The 18,261-nt window shown below is 36.6% G+C and carries 19 protein-coding genes and 2 pseudogenes; 14 read left to right on the forward strand and 7 right to left on the reverse strand.

The features are described from left to right. Positions 1–33: 33 nt before the first annotated feature. Positions 34–1,017 (reverse strand): recombinase family protein, encoded by a 984-nt coding sequence (locus IWA51_RS05340; protein WP_456243341.1) that lies wholly within the window; start codon positions 1,015–1,017, stop codon positions 34–36. A 271-nt stretch (positions 1,018–1,288) separates the two neighbouring features. On the opposite strand from IWA51_RS05340, the gene IWA51_RS05345 reads away from it, so the two are divergent. Continuing rightward, complete coding sequence (locus IWA51_RS05345; RefSeq protein WP_230402719.1) at positions 1,289–1,531, forward strand: permease; 243 nt, start codon at positions 1,289–1,291, stop codon at positions 1,529–1,531. Between the two features lie 143 nt (positions 1,532–1,674). Here the strand turns inward: IWA51_RS05345 and IWA51_RS12655 are convergent. Continuing rightward, positions 1,675–2,574: pseudogene (locus IWA51_RS12655) on the reverse strand (DUF3737 family protein). Positions 2,575–2,597: 23 nt separating this feature from the next. After that, entirely contained in the window at positions 2,598–2,846 is a 249-nt protein-coding gene (locus tag IWA51_RS05360) for a hypothetical protein (RefSeq protein ID WP_198443497.1), read from the reverse strand. A 159-nt stretch (positions 2,847–3,005) separates the two neighbouring features. On the opposite strand from IWA51_RS05360, the gene IWA51_RS05365 reads away from it, so the two are divergent. From IWA51_RS05365 to IWA51_RS12915, 8 genes and pseudogenes are all read left to right on the forward strand, one after another. After that, a complete protein-coding gene (locus tag IWA51_RS05365) occupies positions 3,006–3,887 on the forward strand; it encodes a LysR family transcriptional regulator (RefSeq protein WP_198443498.1) in 882 nt (293 codons plus the stop codon). Between the two features lie 714 nt (positions 3,888–4,601). Next, complete coding sequence (locus tag IWA51_RS05370; protein WP_230402720.1) at positions 4,602–5,072, forward strand: flavodoxin; 471 nt, start codon at positions 4,602–4,604, stop codon at positions 5,070–5,072. A gap of 3 nt (positions 5,073–5,075) precedes the next feature. Next, positions 5,076–5,321, forward strand: coding sequence for a hypothetical protein (locus IWA51_RS05375; protein WP_198443499.1), 246 nt, complete (start codon positions 5,076–5,078; stop codon positions 5,319–5,321). 229 nt (positions 5,322–5,550) lie between these two features. Beyond that, positions 5,551–5,958, forward strand: coding sequence for a cupin domain-containing protein (locus IWA51_RS05380; RefSeq protein ID WP_215905262.1), 408 nt, complete (start codon positions 5,551–5,553; stop codon positions 5,956–5,958). A 67-nt stretch (positions 5,959–6,025) separates the two neighbouring features. Continuing rightward, the gene (locus IWA51_RS05385) at positions 6,026–6,814 is read left to right on the forward strand and encodes a formylglycine-generating enzyme family protein (RefSeq protein WP_230402721.1); all 789 of its coding nucleotides are present in this window, start codon (positions 6,026–6,028) and stop codon (positions 6,812–6,814) included. Positions 6,815–6,845: 31 nt separating this feature from the next. Then, the gene (locus IWA51_RS05390) at positions 6,846–7,400 is read left to right on the forward strand and encodes a flavodoxin (RefSeq protein ID WP_198443501.1); all 555 of its coding nucleotides are present in this window, start codon (positions 6,846–6,848) and stop codon (positions 7,398–7,400) included. A gap of 21 nt (positions 7,401–7,421) precedes the next feature. Further along, the gene (locus tag IWA51_RS05395; protein ID WP_198443502.1) at positions 7,422–7,694 is read left to right on the forward strand and encodes a carboxymuconolactone decarboxylase family protein; all 273 of its coding nucleotides are present in this window, start codon (positions 7,422–7,424) and stop codon (positions 7,692–7,694) included. A 3-nt stretch (positions 7,695–7,697) separates the two neighbouring features. Beyond that, a pseudogene (locus IWA51_RS12915) lies at positions 7,698–8,114 on the forward strand (flavodoxin). A 348-nt stretch (positions 8,115–8,462) separates the two neighbouring features. Here the strand turns inward: IWA51_RS12915 and IWA51_RS05405 are convergent. Beyond that, complete coding sequence (locus IWA51_RS05405) at positions 8,463–9,809, reverse strand: ATP-binding protein (RefSeq protein WP_198443504.1); 1,347 nt, start codon at positions 9,807–9,809, stop codon at positions 8,463–8,465. Between the two features lie 275 nt (positions 9,810–10,084). Here IWA51_RS05405 and IWA51_RS05410 point away from each other — a divergent pair, with 275 nt between their 5' ends. Then, complete coding sequence (locus tag IWA51_RS05410; RefSeq protein ID WP_198443505.1) at positions 10,085–11,137, forward strand: nucleotidyltransferase family protein; 1,053 nt, start codon at positions 10,085–10,087, stop codon at positions 11,135–11,137. A gap of 11 nt (positions 11,138–11,148) precedes the next feature. Here the strand turns inward: IWA51_RS05410 and IWA51_RS05415 are convergent, their stop codons facing one another. The 3 genes from IWA51_RS05415 to IWA51_RS05425 form a co-directional block, all read right to left on the reverse strand. After that, complete coding sequence (locus tag IWA51_RS05415) at positions 11,149–11,706, reverse strand: hypothetical protein (RefSeq protein ID WP_198443506.1); 558 nt, start codon at positions 11,704–11,706, stop codon at positions 11,149–11,151. Between the two features lie 206 nt (positions 11,707–11,912). Beyond that, the gene (locus IWA51_RS05420; RefSeq protein ID WP_198443675.1) at positions 11,913–12,272 is read right to left on the reverse strand and encodes an ATP-binding protein; all 360 of its coding nucleotides are present in this window, start codon (positions 12,270–12,272) and stop codon (positions 11,913–11,915) included. Continuing rightward, positions 12,269–12,853 carry an AlbA family DNA-binding domain-containing protein gene (locus tag IWA51_RS05425; protein WP_198443507.1) on the reverse strand — a complete coding sequence of 195 codons (585 nt, stop codon included), beginning with the start codon at positions 12,851–12,853 and terminating at the stop codon, positions 12,269–12,271. The genes IWA51_RS05420 and IWA51_RS05425 overlap by 4 nt, the downstream gene beginning before the upstream one ends. A 351-nt stretch (positions 12,854–13,204) precedes the next feature. On the opposite strand from IWA51_RS05425, the gene IWA51_RS05430 reads away from it, so the two are divergent. The 4 genes from IWA51_RS05430 to IWA51_RS05445 all read left to right on the forward strand — a co-directional run bounded on the left by IWA51_RS05430 (position 13,205) and on the right by IWA51_RS05445 (position 18,147). Further along, positions 13,205–14,314 (forward strand): hypothetical protein, encoded by a 1,110-nt coding sequence (locus IWA51_RS05430; protein WP_198443508.1) that lies wholly within the window; start codon positions 13,205–13,207, stop codon positions 14,312–14,314. Positions 14,315–14,384: 70 nt separating this feature from the next. Continuing rightward, positions 14,385–14,933 (forward strand): hypothetical protein, encoded by a 549-nt coding sequence (locus tag IWA51_RS05435; protein ID WP_198443509.1) that lies wholly within the window; start codon positions 14,385–14,387, stop codon positions 14,931–14,933. A 38-nt stretch (positions 14,934–14,971) separates the two neighbouring features. After that, positions 14,972–16,462, forward strand: a complete 1,491-nt coding sequence (locus IWA51_RS05440; protein WP_198443510.1) for a hypothetical protein — start codon at positions 14,972–14,974, stop codon at positions 16,460–16,462. A 17-nt stretch (positions 16,463–16,479) separates the two neighbouring features. Then, positions 16,480–18,147, forward strand: coding sequence for a hypothetical protein (locus tag IWA51_RS05445; RefSeq protein ID WP_198443511.1), 1,668 nt, complete (start codon positions 16,480–16,482; stop codon positions 18,145–18,147). Positions 18,148–18,261 lie beyond the last annotated feature (114 nt).

The raw sequence follows: 18,261 nt of genomic DNA on the forward strand, positions 1-18,261 counted from the left end.
CTCCATCTGTATTTCTAATATTAATCATTACCTCTATGCTTCTTTTTTTGAAGTATACTTTTGGCTCTTTCGCTTACTACCACTATCCCCCCCCCTTACCATATTACTCCTTTGAGCCTTTTCAATCTGTACTGCTTCAAAAACTTCTTTAGATATTATCGCCGGGTTATTATTTGTTGCCATATAATGAACTTCGCTTTTACTTGTTTTCAACAATCGAACATCCCCTGTGTACTTCTCATTACTCAGCATGACATCTATTGTTCTCTTACACCATTTCTCTTTTCCTGTAGGAGAAGGAATTTTTCGCTTTTCAAGTTCTTTAATAATCCCCAAAATACTTTGATCACTCAAATATAATTCAAATATCAGCTTTACATTTTCTGCTGTTTCTTCATCAATAATTAACTTACCTTCTTCATTATGTTTATACCCATAACACTTTCTATCATATAATTTTGAGGTTCCTGAAGCTGCTCCTTGCTTAATGCCCCATTTTATATTTTCACTTCGAGACTCATTTTCTGCTTGTGCAAAAGATTCAATAATTGAAATCATTAAGTCACTGTCTGTGTTTGCTGTATCAAGTTCTTCCTGTTCAAATATTACACGAACACCAGCTTTCTTTAATTTGCTCAATGCTTCTATAGTTTCAACAGTATCTCTTCCAAAACGGCTAATGCTCTTCGTAAAAATAATATCTAATTTATGGGATGTACAATCATCCAGCATACGGTTAAATTCCTTGCGTGAAGAACCTGTTTTGCTAGTAGAAATATCCATATAAACATCCACAAGAAGCCATTGCGGTGTAGCCGCCGTTATTTTTGTTAAATGTGATACTTGAGCGACCAAACTGTGTAACTGCTCTGAACTATTCGTACTGACACGACAATAGATTCCGATACGCTTGTCTCGTTTCTGCGGTATGTGGTGGTATGAAATGAACTTTTTTATAATTGTCCATACCTCATCTCCTCTACAAATAGGTAATCTACTCTGATAACATTTCCATATAGGCTAATCAACACTTATATTCATTATTGTACATGATAACTAGCCCTTTTACAACCATTTTATCTACTCAACCCCCATTTAACAATCCTATCTCCACAACCTTCCCATATCAATCCCGTGTACTCAATCCTCTGCCTATTTTTCATCTTGATATGTTTCCACGGAGCAATCAGACATAAAAAATCCGGGAGCCAGAACCGTTGTCTAAACAGTCCCAACTCCCGGAAATCCCTTGTTTCCTACACTTTTTCAGTTCCTTATTTACCAACCCTTGACATCAATACTACCGTCTCAACATGTCTGCGGTGGCGGAACAGTTCCACTTTTACAGGAATGGCTTTACAATGGAATGAGTGCTGGAAGTGCTGCCGCTTTTATGATTACAGGACCTGCAACAAAAATTACAAATCTTGGCGCATTGAAAACTTCACTCGGAATCAAACATTTTGTGTTTTATATTTTGTTTGTGTTTTTATTTTCGCTTTTGACAGGCGTTTTTGTGAATTTGTTTTAAGTGAAAAAGGACAGTAATTTTTTTGAGGATAATTTTATTTGCTAAAAATGGAAGTATACGCGCACTCATAGAAAGATTTTCCGACAAACTTTAATTATTTTGTCATTGTTCCCAGATGCAGAGCTGTTTCCATATTTATTATTTTACAAACTTGTTAAAACAGGATTTTTTAGGTAATCGTAAACTCTTTTTACTTCACTTGGTTTAAGAGTGTCAATCAATATTTTTCCTTTTGCCTGGGGAATATCAAAAATTATTTTTCCTACTTCCGGAACACGAATTACTCCTGAAAGCGGATTTTTTATACTTTCTACATAAGATGTAATGTTGGCTTGAACTTCTGATCTTTCAAAACATAAATCGGTATTCACCATTTCGCACTCAACAAGCTTAAGATTTTTACAATAACAAAACGGCTGTGTTCCGCTGATTTTACAATTGATCAGAGTCAAATTATCAGAATACCAGGCAAGATATTCCCCGTTTACAGTGCTGTTTCTAACTGTTACATTTTTGCAATGCCAGAATGCATCTTTTGTATCAAATAAACAGTTGTCAAATTCGGCATTAATAATATATTGAAAAGAATATTTTCCATTAAACTGAACATTTTCAAATTTTAAATTTGAAGAACGCATCATAAAATATTAACTTTCTGCTGAAGTATTTTTCATTTGGATTTTGTTTACTGACCAACCGAATTCCGGAGAATTAATATCGCAGTTTTCAATAACAACATCGTTGCATTCTCTAAGAGCTTTTATTCCGTGCATTTTTGTATTTTGAATTTCAATATTCGCTGAATACCATAAAGCCGCCCTGCAGAATTCTGTCATATTTGAATTTGAAATTTTTAGTCCGCGATTGTGCCAGAAAGGATAACGGAGATTAAAAAAACAGTTGTCAACTTCAATTTTACGGCATTCTTTTAATGCACTTTCACCGTCTGCGATTCCGTCAAAAGAACAGTTTTTAAGTATTAATTCTGAACTATCGTACAAAGCTCTTTCTTCGTCAAATTTCTGATTTTCTATTGTTTTCATTCTACTTTGAGAATCTCCTTTATTTACTGTTCTTTATTCCGTTTAATCTGATAAACAAGATAATCAAGACAGTCAATTTGTTTTTCTTTATCGTGAATTAAATTTAAAAGACAGCTTCTGTGTTGTTCCAAAAGTTTTGACAATTCTTCAAAATCATCTTCTTCCAGCTGTGTCATAATGCGCTGAACCATTTTCTGTGTACATCCTGCATCCTGTAAATTTTGTATAACGACCTGTCTGGAACCGTAATTTTCAGATTTTTCCAAATTCATTTTAAACACCTTTTTTTATTTACAATCAAATTATAGTTTTATTCAAAAAACTTATCAAATACTTATTTTTAATGCATTTTTATATTTTAAAACTATAGAAAAATGTGATATTATATTTTTGTATTCAGACAACATTCAAAAAACGGAGGAAATTGTAAAATGGAAATTCGTGTTTTAAAATATTTTCTTACGGTAACAAGAGAACAAAGTATAAATCGTGCTGCTGAATCACTTCACTTGTCACAACCATCTCTTTCAACTCAAATTCGAAATATGGAAGAAGAACTCGGTAAACAGCTTTTAATCCGCGGAACAAAAGGTACAAGAAAAATCACTTTAACCGAAGAAGGAATGATCTTAAAAAAACGTGCAGAAGAAATCTTAAATCTTATAGAAAAAACTGAAAATGAAATTTCACTTTCTGATAATATAATTGCAGGTGATGTGTATATCGGAGCCGGCGAAACAGATGCAGTAAGACTTCTTGCAAAAATTGCAAAAGAAATTCAATCAAATTATCCAGACATTCATTATCATATTTCAAGCGGTAATGCAGAATTTGTTCTGGAACAGTTGGACAAAGGCTTGATTGATTTTGGCCTGGTTTTTGGAAATGTCGATTCAAAAAAATATAATTCCTTAAAACTTTCTTCTAAAGATACTTGGGGAGTTTTGATGCGTAAAGATTCAGAACTTTCACACAAAAAGTACATTACGCCAAAAGACTTGTATGACAAACCGCTGATCATTTCACATCAAAGAAATCAAGGTGGAGACTTCAGTTCATGGCTTAACTGCAATCTTGAAAAGTTGAATATTGTTGCAACTTACAATTTATTATTCAACGCATCTCTTCTTGTAGATGAAGGATTGGGTTATGCAATTGTACTTGATAAAATAATCAATACGGGAGATAACAGCAATTTGTGTTTTAGGCCTCTTGAACCTGCAGTTGAAGCTGAACTGTCATTTATCTGGAAAAAATACCAGGTTTTCTCAAAAGCTGCAGAACAGTTTTTAATTAAGCTTAAGGAAAGTTAACAGTTATTTGAAAAATGGGAATGAAATTTAAAATAAATTGACCTGCCAAAAAAAATAAGCTTAAATAGGACTGTTTCCCAGATTAGCTTATTTTTATATTACAGAAGGTTACATATCTTTTATGCCCGTCACATTGAAGATAATATAATCAATCCTGAAAAAAAGATGCAAGACATTTTAAGACTTAGGCCGGAGCATTTCCTTTAGCAAAAATAGGAGATGGTGGAATTGTCTGTACAGGCTCCGAACTCCTCCTCGTGCATAAAGGTGTTACAACAATTCCGGTAGAATATTTGTAAAAAAATTAAGAAAGCTATTATGGAAGAAAAAATGAAATTTATAAACTTTTACAGTCTTGCATTTATGTTTTTAATAATTCCGTCAACAATTTTTCTGGTAAGTGAAATTTTTACACATTACATTCCTCTTATTGCATTGGCTGTAATTTTTGCACCTTGCTATGTATTTTCCTGTAAATATAACATTCTTCCTTGCTTAGAATTTTGTTTATTTTAACACATGGGTATTTTTCTATTCAAATACTTTGTTATCATGAAACGATATACTTTAAAAGTATAATTTCCTATAAAAACAAAGTATTTGTAATGCTTCTGAAATCGTTGTAAATTAATTTTATAAAGAATTTTGTGAGAGGTAAATTCCATGAAAAAAATCATTACATTGTTCACAGCGTTATTTATTGGAGGAATTGTTATGGCACAATCAAAATCGGCAGTAATTTATTTTTCTGCAACTGGAATTACAAGATCAGTAGCACAAAAAATTGCAGGAATTACAGGAAGCGATTTAATAGAAATCAAACCGGAACAGCCTTATACTTCACAGGATTTGAACTGGAATGACAATAATTCACGCACAACAAAAGAATGCAACGCACTCGAAACAATTCGTCCTGCAATGAAAGTAAAAATTGATATTTCAGGTTACGACACAATTTACTTGGGATATCCAATCTGGTGGTATCAGGCGCCGAATATCGTTTACACATTTGTAGAAAGCGCAGACTTTTCAGGTAAAACAGTTTATCCGTTCTGCACATCGGGTGGAAGTTCAATCGGAACAAGCGCAACAAATCTTGCAAAAAAAACACCTGGCGCAGTTTGGAAAAGCGGCAAAAGATTTGGCAGAAATGTGAGTGAAAACGAAGTTAAAAACTGGAGGTAGAAAATGAAAAAAATATTTTTTCTATTTTCAATTTTTGCATGTGTATTAGCATCGTGTTTTGCTCAGACTGTTGGAGCGTCCATTTCAGGTTCAGGAAAAAGAACTGACATCGACATTACAAAACTTGATTATGCAGTTACAGACAGAAATGCGCCGGCAGTTTATTTTAGCCGCGATATTTCTTCAGAAAACATTTTAAAACTTTATCGTGCTACAGGAAAAAAAAACTTACAGACAAAACTGCATTAAAAGTTATTTTTGAAGAACCCGGAGAACAGTATCTTGATCCAAAACTTCTTACAGGTCTTGCAAAAGAAACAAACGTAACTTTTATTGACAGCCTTTATCTTTCGTCACATCGCGGAACAGATGCACAGACTGCAAGATGGAATTCAATGCACGGCGTTGATACAGTTCTTAACGGTGCCGAAAAAATCGGTGTCGGAAAACAGAACTACAGAATTATTGAGGTAAAATAATGAATACAAAAGTTACGCTTGAAGAATTAAAATCACAAATGCCGTTCAATATCGAAAAACACAACGACGGCTTTGCACAATATTTTTCAGGAAAATCATTTCTTGAACCACTCTCGACAGAACAAGTAAAAATATTCAATGTAACTTTTGAAAGCGGTTGCCGCAACAACTGGCACATTCATCATGCAAAAGAAGGCGGCGGTCAGATCTTAATTTGCGTTGCAGGAAACGGTCTTTATCAGGAATGGGGAAAATCTGTTCAGCATTTAAAACCGGGCGATGTTGTAAATATCAAACCAGGAATTAAGCACTGGCACGGCGCTGCTGACGATAGCTGGTTTTCGCATCTTGCAATAGAAGTTCCCGGTATAGACTGTTTTAATGAATGGCTTGAAAAAGTTGAATAAAAATCGAGGTGAAATAATGAAAAGGTTTTTAATTTTTTTATTTTTTGTTTTTCTTGGAGGAATTGTGATGGCACAAAGTTTTTCCGGTGATTTTGTTCTTGTTCCGTCAGGAAGTTTTATGATGGGAAGTGCTGTAACAGAAGACTGGCGTGAAAACGATGAAATGCAGCACAAAGTTTTTATTGATTCATTTTATATTGCAAAATCAGAAACTACGCAGGAAGAATATGAGCGCGTTATGAAAAAAAATCCGTCACAATTCCGTGGAAAAAATCTTCCCGTAGAGAATGTAAGTTTTTTGGACGCTGTTGAATATTGCAATGAAAAAAGCAAGTTTGAAAATCTTACTCCATGTTATTCAATAAACGGTCAAAAAGTTACGTGGAATAAAAACGCAAACGGCTACAGACTTCCAACAGAAGCTGAATGGGAATACGCATGCAGAGCCGGAACAAAAACTCCGTTCAACCTTGAAAAATCTTTGGACGCCGATGATGCAAACTTTTACGGTCATTATCCTTATCAGATTGAGCAGAATTATTTTGATTCTTCAAAACTTGAAGCGCAGCCCGGAACTTACAGAGGGCACACTGTTTCTGTAAAATCTTTTAAACCCAATAAATGGGGAATTTACGATATGCACGGAAATGTCGCAGAATGGTGCTTTGACAATTACGCAAAATATTCAGTTGTAGAATCAAAAAATCCAGTGTGCGACAACGGAAGTTCAACACGAATTGTTCGAGGCGGCGGTTGGAACGATTTTGCAAAACATATGAGAAGTGCTTACAGAAGTTCAATTCCGCAGGATGATATTTTTTCTTCATGCGGATTTAGAATTGCAAAAAATAAATAAATTTTCAGGAACAAATTGGAGGAAGAATTTTATGAAAATAAAGAAATTGTTTTTGATTTTAACAGCAGTTTTTTTTGGAGGAATTGCAATGGCTCAAAATTCAAATTCATCAAAAAAGCTTTTGATTGCATATTTTAGTTGGGGTGGAAATACTCGCGGAATTGTACAGGAAATTGCAAATCAGATCAGAGCTGATATTTTTGAAATTGAACCGAAAGTTCCTTATTCAACAAATTACAATACAGTTTTAAAACAGGCTCAGGAAGACCAGCATAAAAATGCACGGCCGGAACTCAATGCAACTGTAAAAAACTTTTCGGAATATGACACAATTATTTTGGGCTATCCGAACTGGTGGGCTTCGATTCCAATGCCAGTTGCAACCTTTTTGGAAAGTTATGATTTTGCTGGAAAAACAATTATGCCTTTTTGTTCACATGGTGGCGGTAGATTTGGTCAGAGCATAAGTGCAATTACAAAACTTGCTCCGGACGCAAAAATTATTCAGGGACTTTACGTTCATTATTCAGGCGGCAGCACGTTAAAAAGCGATATTGCAAAGTGGCTTAAAGATTCAGAAATTTAATTTTTATAAAGAGGAAATATTATGGCAGTAAAACAAACAGCAGGTTGCGATTCGCTCGGAACTTTTGCTCCGGAATTTGCGCATTTGAATGATGATATTTTATTCGGTGAAGTCTGGAGTCGAGAAGAAAAACTTTCGTTGCGCAACCGCTCCCTTGTAACAGTTGTTTCTCTTATGTCGCAGGGAAGTGCAATGGAACATTTCAGGGCAAAGGGCGACGCAGACAAATCGGGACTTGATGCGGTTACTTCTGCAAGTGTTGTTGTTCCGGAAAATACTGCGATGATTGCATAGTGGATAAAAGAACAAAACGGTGCAGATACATTTTCTATTGTTGCAAAAGAAGCATGTCCAAGCGACTACAACGATTGCATGGACAGAGCATATCGCGAAAAATCAAGAAGAATGCGTCCGCAATTAAAAACTCATATTTTAAACTTTGACGATTACGATGTAATTTATCTGGGATTTCCAAACTGGTAGTCAAGTCTTCCAATGCCTGTTTTGACTTTTCTGGAAGAATATGATTTTGCAGGAAAAACAGTTATTCCTTTTTGTGCACACGGAACAAGCGGAATTGAAGCAATACTCCGCGAATTAAAATCGGCTCTTCCAAAATCTGCAACAGTCTTAGAACCAATAGGCGTTTACCGCGCAGAACTTTTGCAGTCAAAAGAAAAAGTCCAACGCTGGGTTTTAAAAACTACAAAATAATTTTTTAATTTGTAAGAAATAATTTTCCTTTTCCTTTCAATGCATACCAAATTTATTCCTACGATTTATGAATGTGTCTAGGTTGAGCAGATCCAGGTTTTAAATGTACTTCTATGATTATAACTTGTTTGTTACTCGATTTTTTTGGATTCAAAAGCTGTTTTGAAACAACCTCGGTATTGCTTCTGAATTTAATCGAAAAGGGTACGGAAAAAAGCTTTTGGATTATTCAGTACAAAAAGCAAGTGAACAATATTTTGTTTCCGACGAGTTGGTAGAAGAATTTGATAAAACCTTTGAACCAAAAGAAAAATTAAAACTTCAGGGTCAGTTGTTTTAGAGAAAAAATTAATTTAAACCTTCTATGTCCAGTTTATAAATTACTTTTTTTTCTTGATTTTTTTGAATAAACATAATCATATAAATTGGAAGATAAATTATTTTTTTAGCAATTTTTAAATTATCATTGCAAAGGACAAAAGATTTTTTTATCTCATATTCCTGATTATTCAATAGATTTAAGAGTGCATTATGTCTTTCATAATATTTACCAGATTTTACTTCAATCGGAATCACTTGAGAATCCTGTTCAATTATAAAATCAACTTCACCTTGCGTTTTGCTGTTAAAATAATATAAATCAAAACCGTGCGCTTTTAGTTCCTGTGCAACAGCATTTTCGTATATTCCACCATAATTTAAATTTATTTCATCATTTATAATTTTAAGTTGTATTGAAGAATCATATTGACATGCTAATAGTCCGACATCAGATTGAAATAATTTGAATAAATTCCTTGATTTTGAAAGAATAAGAGATGTCTTTGGTTCTTGTACATTATATGTTGGCAAAGCAACTCCTGCATCTTTTAACCAAATAAAACTATTTTCATAACGCGAGAATTTAATATTTTCATTTAACTTCTTTAAAATAAAGCGTTTGTTTTTTTCATTTAGTTCTGCAGGAAGAAGCTCGAAAATTTCATTTAAATATAATTTATTTTTTTTATCATATTTTGAAATATCTTTTTTATAAAGTTCAAGAATATAATTCTGACTTTTCCATACTTCAAAAAGATTATTTGTTTCAAGATATTTTAAAACAACTTCCGGCATTCCTCCAACAACAAGATATAATCTAAATAAAGAAAGAATTTTTTTATGAATAAAATCATCTACCGGAATAAGTTTTTCAAAACAGTTTTTTAAAGCAGAAAAAATATTTTGATTTATTCCACAAGCAGTTAGAAATTCTTCAAAATCTAAAGGATACATTTGTTTTATTGCTAAAAATCCAACAGGAACGGATCGCAAATCTTTTAATTCAACTCCTAACAACGACCCACTTAGAATATAAGAATAACTGCCTTCTTCTACAAGAAATTTTATGATAGTAACAATTTCTTCACATTCTTGAATTTCATCAAAAAAAATCAAAGTTTTTTTAGGAATCATTTTATTTCCAAATTCTGAAGAGAGTCTTAGAATAATTTCTTCAACATTTCCTACATTTTGAAAAATTGATTTTAAACCAGGGTTTTCAATAAAATTTAATTCAATAAAGTTTTCAAAATTTTTTGTTCCAAATTGTCTTACGGCATAAGTTTTTCCAACCTGGCGAGCACCCGTCAACAAAAGTGCTTTTTTTTGAGTTTTAAAAAAATCTTCTAAAAACAAATCAATTTTTCTTTGCATTATTCTTTCCTGCGCTTTATCCGTTTTTCTAACGTTATTTTAACATTTTTTGTCCGTTTTTCCAAGGTAAATTTACTGAATTTTGTCCGTTTTTCCAAGAGTCGAGAAATTTAAGTGTACCAGTTGTACCAACGCTGGATCGCAAAATCAATCATCGACTGCCACAATGTGTTAATAAACTAACTATCGCAAAATTTGCGACAGTTCAACTTGAAGAAAATACTCCGTGCAAAAACTATCTTGACGTTTTTTAATTAAAGATATAGCATGTAATTATGCAAAGAGGCATCCTTCTTTTGAGGGGTGCTTTTTTTATTTTAAATTACGGCGGAACAATTATGCTTTCACTAAACGACTACCTTTATTCCGGTGACACGGTGTTAAAAATACTTCACTGCTATTCTGATGACCTCAGGGAAAATGGAATTAAAAATCATAATCAGATAGATTTGGTTCACAGCAATTTTTTGATACGCATTTCTGAACTTCTGCAGCACAATGAATTCCTTACTTCGCAGTCACAGCGTATTCTTGAGTTTTACAAATTCATGGCGAGGGAATATCCTTTTCTTGCTTTTACACTCAAAGGCCGAATAAAATCCCTGATTCGTGCAGAAGAAAAATTCAACGGAAAAATTGTAGGTCTTGTTTACAAACACTATCTTGCTAACGGAACTTTTCCTTCTTTGCCTGAACTCAAGGATAAACTCAGTAAGATACGAGATTTAATTGCGTACAGATTTGTAATTTCACTTCCGCGCTGTCATCTTGCACAGGGACAGAACCGCGAGAGTGAAGAAATAAAATATCTGTACGAGCTTGCAAATGCACTTCCAGAAATTCTTGAAGAACACGGGTTTGCCTCACAGCTTGCATCTTCCAATACAGCACAGGCCGGCAGTCCTCTTTGCGAAGATGTGCGTCCTTATTACAAGGATTATATTTTTGGCCAGAAAGAAGCCGGCTATCGTTCGCTGCATATTACGCTTTACGACAACCTTTCGCGCAGTTTTGCCGAAGTTCAGCTCAGAACAAAAGACATGGATGACTTTGCAGAAATAGGGCCGGCCAATCATCTTGGCTACGAAAAGCGGCAGGAAGCGGAACGCGCAAGGCGTGATAAAATTCCGGTAGGGGAGTGTCAGTATTTTGATGAAGCCTACGAGCGCGGAATGATGCTGCAGAAACTTGATCTTTCAAAAATCGATGTGAACATGTTTTCTGCAGTCGATAATTCTTTAATCAATGATGGCTGCGGACTTTTCAGGGGAAGACTTATTCTTCCTTACGAACATCTGTCGCGCTTTCAAAATGATTTGATTGACTAAAGAGGAACAGATTATTTGCGTTTGGGTTTTGCAACTTTAAAAAACTCCGGAGCCTTTGCAGATATATGCCAGCCGCCTGTGTAAAATCCGTTTTCATTTGCGGTTGGCGTTACAAAAATTACTTTTGCAGGGTTTTCTGTATTGTAAATAAATTCATTCGAAGTCCAGTTTTCTTTTGCGTTGATTGTTTTATTGAGCTGCTTTTCTTTTGGTGTAGAAAAAGTAATTGTGTATTTTCCAGGCTGTAAGTGAAGGTGCATTGCCATTCCGCCGGAAAGATAGATTGACCGCTCGTATTTGTTTATTACATCGGGATTTGAAATCCACTCGTAAGTTGCGCTTATTCCGTTGGGATAATTTTGCGCAGAAACTTTTATTTCACTTCCTTTATCATCGCGCAGGGTAAGCCAGCAGCGTTCTTCATTTATCTGCGCTGAATTTTCAGGCCGGTAAATTATCAGTTCCCACGGATTGTGCGAAACTTTCTGCAACTCCTCTCCCCAAACAGAACAAACTGCAAGTGCAAAAAGAAGCGCTGCGGTTAGCCCAATTGGATTTTTTTTTATCATACTTTTATTATATTGCAGAAAAGCGTTAATTGCAAGAATTTGCTTGCAGAGCGCGGCAGACGGCAAATACAGAAACAGCAGAAATTATACAAATACTTTGTCAGGATTTGATAAATATTTCCATGCAGTACCGGTTTTATCTTCGATTAGATAATTCTGTTCAACCAGCTTTCCTAGAGTTTCTTTTCTAAAATATGTTGATGCATTTATTCCCAGATATTCAGCGATTTCTTTTGCAGAACGGGACTTTGAAAAACAATAAGAAAGAATTTTGAAATCATTTTTTCATTCAAAATACCTTCAATATGAATTTCAGGAATTGTATTTTCATCGATAACACCCGGCGCAAAAGTAAGATTAGGCAGAATAAGCGTAAAGGAACTGGTGTCGGCAGAAATATAAGGCTTATAAGATTCCCCTTTACCGGCATAGTCCTGTTCAATTTTATCAAAAACGGAACCTTTGGATTCCATATACCTGCAATATTCAAGAATTGAACAAATTACTTCATTGCGGCGGCGTGGAATAATTGAAGAAATATTTTTTTCTTTTTTAAGAACTTTTATGCCTTTTCTGTAAGGGGATTTCCAACTCTTTCATTATATAAATCAAAAAGTTTTTTGAATTCCTCGCGTAAAAATTTTTTCTGCGTAAACGGCTGGTCAAAAGGATTATTATCACTCAGCAAAACCAAATCACGAACCTGTTCCGGAGTAGCAAGAACTGAATTTCCAAAATTACGGATATATATTCCAAGCAGATTATCTTCGTGCAGCATAACAGGAAGAATCTGACTCTTTGCAATGCTGACTTTTAAAATATAACGAGTACTTTCTTTTTCTTTAACCGGAATGGATTCAATTTTATAAGATACAGCAGGTTCCAGTCGTTGTTTTATCTGCCGGTGAATTAATAGTACCTGTTTATCTGCGGTTTCATGATCCATTGTAATAATATTATGGCTTTTATTGTCGACTCCGATGTAAACAGTACCGCCATCTGTGTTTGCAAAGGCTGCAAAAGATTTGAGCCATCCGATTTCTTTATTTTTACCGGAATCTTCGGATTTTCCTTCTTCAAGGAAACGTTTGAATTCTGTTTTATCATCTTCTATATTAATACCGGGAATCAGTTCTTCTAAAAGCATAAATGACCTCTTGGTTATACTGTATCAGAAAATTAAATCCTTATGAAGTAGAGTGTAGTAAAACTACACTCTACTTCATAACAAACTGCACAACTGCATTGTTTTTGTAAAATTGCAGGAATTTGTTTCCATAGTAAAGGGCGGCAGGGCAGAAAAATACGTACTTTTTTTACAAATTGCGTTACTAAACTAAAAAAATAATGTTTTTATTGAAATTTTTAAGGTTTTAAATTGGCACATGTGGGCTTACTCTATAATTACGAAGCGGAACAGAACGGTTTTTGCTGCCCGTCGTTCCGTGGAGTAAACGAGTTTCTGTATTGAAACAAACAAATTATGGAGGATATTCCTATGAAAAAACTCAACTGGCTTGCGGCAATGGCCGTAGCATCAATGGCACTTCTTGGCTGTGAAAACGGAACCACAGACAACAACAAACCGGACACACCTGATACACCGCCAGTAGAAGTAACAGAAAAAAATAATATTGAACTTAAAGCGATTTATAGTGGATGGCCTGATGGAGCTGCTGATGGCACTTATAATACTGTAGATACAATTTCTACAGTTCTTGACCTAGGCTCTGAATTTGATGCTGCAACAGCAAATGCTATTACAGTAAGCATGAAGGCTGCTTCATGGAAAGGTATCAGTGCTCTTGCTGTTGGGTTTAGTGCAACAGAAACTATTCCTGAAGAACTTGAAACAGTTGAAGTAAAATTCCCGGAAGGTTCTATGACACTGAAAGATGGTGCAGAAATTAATGATGCATTGTTTGAAACCCTTGCATCAGAAGGTACAGCTCTTACGTTACAGTTGTCATGGGATAAATTCCCTGTAGAAAAAGGAAAGTTCCGTTATATTATCCTTCAGAATTCAAAATCTAATGACTGGGGTTTTGGGTCTGTTCTTCTTACAAATGTAAAGGCCACTGCAGATAATTCAGAAAGAAAAGAAAAAGAATATGTTTGGGTAGAAGGAACTCTCGAAGCCGGTAAAGTTGATTCTTCTAAAACAGTTGCAACAGAGCTGAAAAACGAGAAAGGTAACGAGAAAGGTTCAGTCTATGCAGATATCGGATATTCAAACCCGTGGGCAGACTGCTATGTAAAGGAACTTAAAGATCTTGCAAATCTTCCAGTTATTACAGCTCTCAAGGTTGAACTGACTGTAAGTGGAATTACAAAGAGTTATGGTAACTTTAAGATGTATGCACAGGCTCTCGAGGCTGGTAATGAACTTACAACAGATGTAGTTGAGATAACAAAGGATGGTACATATACATTTATCCTTAAGGGACTTGATTGGACTCTTAAAGCTGCTCCAGAAAGTTGGGGTTGCAATGCAAATCTTTCAAATCTCAACTGGTATGTAAAATCTGACGCGGCTACCGACGACTGGGTTGCAGATGAAATTGCAGGAATTACTTTTGAATCAAAAGTTTTCTATGCTTCAAACTAATAATCCGGTAATTTAATTATTGGATACAGGGCTGTCTCTTTTGACAGCCCTTTTTAATGAGGAGGATAACTTGAAAAAAAATATTTTTAAGATTTTCTTTATTTCTTTATTGGTAGGATCTTTGTTTTCCTGCAATTCCGACCCCAACGAAGTTTTTGATGTAGAAACAAAACTTCATTACCAGTTGGTTTCAGAATTAAAAAAAGACACAAATAAATGTGACTTGGAAAGAATAAAGAGCATTAAAATTTTTGACTATTGTTGTGACAGCGGATGGGCCAATCTTCCTGTTACCTTTACACTCTATTCTGCCGGTGAAAAATACCGACCGCACAGTAAATATACAGATTTGCTTTTTGAAAATGTTCCTTTTGAAAATTATAAAACAGACAAATGGGGTAATGCAATAGTCTGGTCTTCTGAAGATACAGGTAACTATAGCGGTTCTCCAAAAGTATTTTCTTTGTCTAAAACGCTTAATTTAACAAAAATAGACAGACTTGTTTTGACCTATACACTTAAGGTTTCAAAAAAGTTTGTCAACGGTGGCGGTATACAGATTGCTTTTGTTGATAAAGACGGCAACGAAAGTGAAAATATTTATTTGAACGGTAAATAAAAAAAAACTCATACATAAATCCCCAGGAGGAGGAAAAAATGAAACGTGTTAATAAACTGCTTTGCGCAGCTGTATGTGCCTGCGCTCCATTTACGTTGTTTGCTCAGGAAGCCGAAACCCACGCACAGGAAGTAAAGTCAGACCACTTCATGCAGGTTTCAAGCCAGGGACGTCTTGGTGTAGAAGCCGGTACAGAATTTGTAATGGACATGAACGACAAATCTGCCGGTCTTGAAACAAACGTTGGCATAGAACTTTATCTTCCGCTTTTTGACAAGGCAGACAGAGGTGCTGTAAGCGAAAACGGCTACATGCAGCCGGGCGTTCGTCTTATTGTAAAGGACATGTGCTTTCAGTGGATGGAAACTTATTTTGCAAAGGGCGGCAACTACGAACAGGACAATGTTAACTCATGGGCTTCACGTCCGCTTGTTTTGAGTTACGGTGACATAAGCGCCGACGTTGTCTGGAAGAATTTCTATTTTCAGGTTGCAGGAACAACAAACCCCATGGAAGTTTCACAGGCATCACTCAATTCAATTTTTGATGATGTCATGGACACAGACGACCGCTGGTACATCAAAAAGGATTATGCCCTTTATTCAAAGACACGCTACAACAAACAGGGACTTCCTCTTTTGGGAACAGCCCTTACAAGAGATTTTGTAGACCCCGACTACAAGGATGATATTTCGGGACAGCTTGGCTTTGGTGTAGAGTTCAGCAAGTTTACTGCTCTGGCAAAGGCAGCGTCCCTTTACAACGGCCGCGATAATGACAACAACGCATGGCTTTTTGGTCTTGAATCAACTGCATATCCTGTAGAAAACATGAAGATAGAAGCAAATGTTCTTGCAGGCGTTAACTGCGATGCAGATCTTGGCGAAAATCCGTTTGCAGCAGGAATCAGTGCAGACTACAAAATTCCGCTTGTAAAAAAAGTTGTAATGAAACCTTTCGTTGGGTTTGACTACAACATGGATCTCCAAAATACTTCAAACAAGAGCTGGGAACTTGGTGCGGGAACTTACATTTACTTCCGCGGCGAAGACTACCTTGCAAGCCATCGTGAAGTTGACTACGACGAAATTGTTCCGGTTGGAATTTCACTTGGTGCAAACCTTGCAAAACTCGGTGATGCAGACATGACAACAAATCTTGTGTTCAGCGCATTTGAGATTGCAGACCGTCGTGCTCTTATTCCAAACCTCGGATACTTTGCTCAGCTCGAAATGAGCGCAATTGCATCTGACAACATGCACACAGCAGTTTGCGGACAGCTTGAATATCTTATCAACGGAAAATTCCTTCCGTATGTTTACGGCAAGTATGCTCCGGAGCTTTCTGCCAACGGTGAGCACTTTACAGGAAAAGACATCGTAACCGCAAAGGTTGGATGCTACATGACTCCTGTTCAGTATTTCTCAATTGACCTTAACTACTCTCTTGATTTTATCACAAAGGGTAAGGAAGACAGCGATATTCAGGATAAGGGTGCCCTTGGTATTGCCTGTGTAATTCGTCTGTAATTTTGGGAGGTGTCACAATGAAACGATACGCAAGTTTATTACTTGTCCTGATTTCCTCCGCACTTATGTTCGCAGACGTTGCAGTTCCGTTCTTTGGCGGAAACAACATGGGCATGGACTTTAACACAACGTTCGCCGCCGACCTTAACGACGGTTCTACGGGACTTGAAACAAATCTTGGCTGTGACTTGTGGTTTGAGTTTACGCCGTACAAGGACATGGGACTTAACCCAAGACGTGACAGACTTTCTGCCGCACTCAAGATGTCCAATACTGCAATTTATGCCTGGCGCGGATATAATTTCAATAATTCCGGATCGTCAAATATTAACGACATTGGTGTAAGGGATCAGGCAAAATCTATCTGGTTCAATACCCTTATTGCAGAACTTCAGTATGGTGAATGGTGGCTTCGTGCTGCAGGAATTGACCCGCAGATTACAATGAGCCAGGCTTCAATTCGCTCTATGCTGGACAACAACATGAGCAACCGTACCGGAGACAAAAACCAGTACTTCAGGCTTCCGCTGTTCCATTCAGGCGGACCTTATTCAGGAAACGGTGGTACTGTTTCTGTTATTGGACGCGACCTTGTTCACCTGTCACGCCGCGAAGTAGAAATTTACGGTATGTACAGCGCCGGCTTTAACGGAGTTGACTTTCAGGCAAATGTAAAGGCAGGCTCCTGGAAAAACGGCAAGAATAATGACGACAATTCCTGGGTATTCGGTGCAGATGCAACATGGAACCCGACTATGAAACAGAAGGTTTCACTTTCTGCCCTGTATGCCATAAACTACGGAACCTATACTGCGCCTGCAGATACAAGCCGCGAGACTTTGCCGTCAGACAGTGAAGAGATTACTACTACTGTTGTTGTGTCCGGTGCAAATGATCCCGAAGCCGACGCTTCTGCTCTTGTAGAGGCACCGCTTGCACTTGGTCTTGGCTACGAGTACAACATTAACATTGGCGGTTTTGGTGTTCTGCGACCTTATGCCGGCTTTGACTTTGTTTACCAGACAGCACTTGCAAGTGAAGCAATTCACGATGACTATGACTGGGAAGTCGGTGGCGGTCTTCAGTGGCTGTTCCGCGGAACCGGTGCACAGTTCAAGCGCGACAAAAAACTTGGCGGAATGCAGCTTTCTGGAGATACAGCAAACCAGGTTGGATTCGGTGCCGGCTTTAACATGAACAAAGATGGTGTTATTAACGGAATCCTTTCGTTTAACGAAGATCCTGCTGCAAGCCCCATCAGAAATCTTGGCGGCTTCTTCCAGATGGAATTCATGAACATTGGCGGCAAGGAATATACAGCCCCCAACGCTCAGGTTTATGACGAGTTCCTTTTTGCATGTATTGCACAGATGGAATACCGCGTAAACCGCAACGTTATGCCTTATATCTTTGCCTGGTATGTTCCGAGCATTGACTACGGTGCTGCAGAAGGAACAGATGCCGACGGTAATACAATCTATTCACGTCAGGCATACAACAACTTCAACGACAACCCTACGTACGATGCCGACAATCTTACGCTTACTACAAAACTTGGATGTAAAATTACTCCATTCGAGAGATTCTACATTGATGTGTGGTATGAGCGCACAGACCAGAAGGCAGGGGATACTTGGAGTCTTGATGCCGGTTTGATTTCTGTTTGCTGCGGAATCAACCTGTAATAAAATGAGCATTCATTCCGGATTCATTCCGGAACCTGTCATAAGCAGTTACTGAAATAATTTAAGTTTCCATCGGTTTTTTCAAAAAACCGATGGAATACTTTTTTTTAGACG

This window comes from Treponema peruense, assembly GCF_016117655.1.
Classification (GTDB): Bacteria; Spirochaetota; Spirochaetia; order Treponematales; family Treponemataceae; genus Treponema_D; species Treponema_D peruense.

Bases quoted from the DNA above. Each gene is read 5' to 3' on its own strand.
- IWA51_RS05385 (WP_230402721.1), top strand. From the start codon at position 6,026: ATGGCACAAAGTTTTTCCGGTGATTTTGTTCTTGTTCCGTCAGGAAGT.
- IWA51_RS05410 (WP_198443505.1), top strand. From the start codon at position 10,085: ATGCAAAGAGGCATCCTTCTTTTGAGGGGTGCTTTTTTTATTTTAAAT.
- IWA51_RS05440 (WP_198443510.1), top strand. From the start codon at position 14,972: ATGAAACGTGTTAATAAACTGCTTTGCGCAGCTGTATGTGCCTGCGCT.
- IWA51_RS05425 (WP_198443507.1), bottom strand. From the start codon at position 12,853: ATGCTTTTAGAAGAACTGATTCCCGGTATTAATATAGAAGATGATAAA.
- IWA51_RS05370 (WP_230402720.1), top strand. From the start codon at position 4,602: ATGGCACAATCAAAATCGGCAGTAATTTATTTTTCTGCAACTGGAATT.
- IWA51_RS05395 (WP_198443502.1), top strand. From the start codon at position 7,422: ATGGCAGTAAAACAAACAGCAGGTTGCGATTCGCTCGGAACTTTTGCT.
- IWA51_RS05430 (WP_198443508.1), top strand. From the start codon at position 13,205: ATGAAAAAACTCAACTGGCTTGCGGCAATGGCCGTAGCATCAATGGCA.
- IWA51_RS05390 (WP_198443501.1), top strand. From the start codon at position 6,846: ATGAAAATAAAGAAATTGTTTTTGATTTTAACAGCAGTTTTTTTTGGA.
- IWA51_RS05405 (WP_198443504.1), bottom strand. From the start codon at position 9,809: ATGCAAAGAAAAATTGATTTGTTTTTAGAAGATTTTTTTAAAACTCAA.
- IWA51_RS05415 (WP_198443506.1), bottom strand. From the start codon at position 11,706: ATGATAAAAAAAAATCCAATTGGGCTAACCGCAGCGCTTCTTTTTGCA.
- IWA51_RS05375 (WP_198443499.1), top strand. From the start codon at position 5,076: ATGAAAAAAATATTTTTTCTATTTTCAATTTTTGCATGTGTATTAGCA.
- IWA51_RS05445 (WP_198443511.1), top strand. From the start codon at position 16,480: ATGAAACGATACGCAAGTTTATTACTTGTCCTGATTTCCTCCGCACTT.
- IWA51_RS05360 (WP_198443497.1), bottom strand. From the start codon at position 2,846: ATGAATTTGGAAAAATCTGAAAATTACGGTTCCAGACAGGTCGTTATA.
- IWA51_RS05365 (WP_198443498.1), top strand. From the start codon at position 3,006: ATGGAAATTCGTGTTTTAAAATATTTTCTTACGGTAACAAGAGAACAA.
- IWA51_RS05380 (WP_215905262.1), top strand. From the start codon at position 5,551: ATGAATACAAAAGTTACGCTTGAAGAATTAAAATCACAAATGCCGTTC.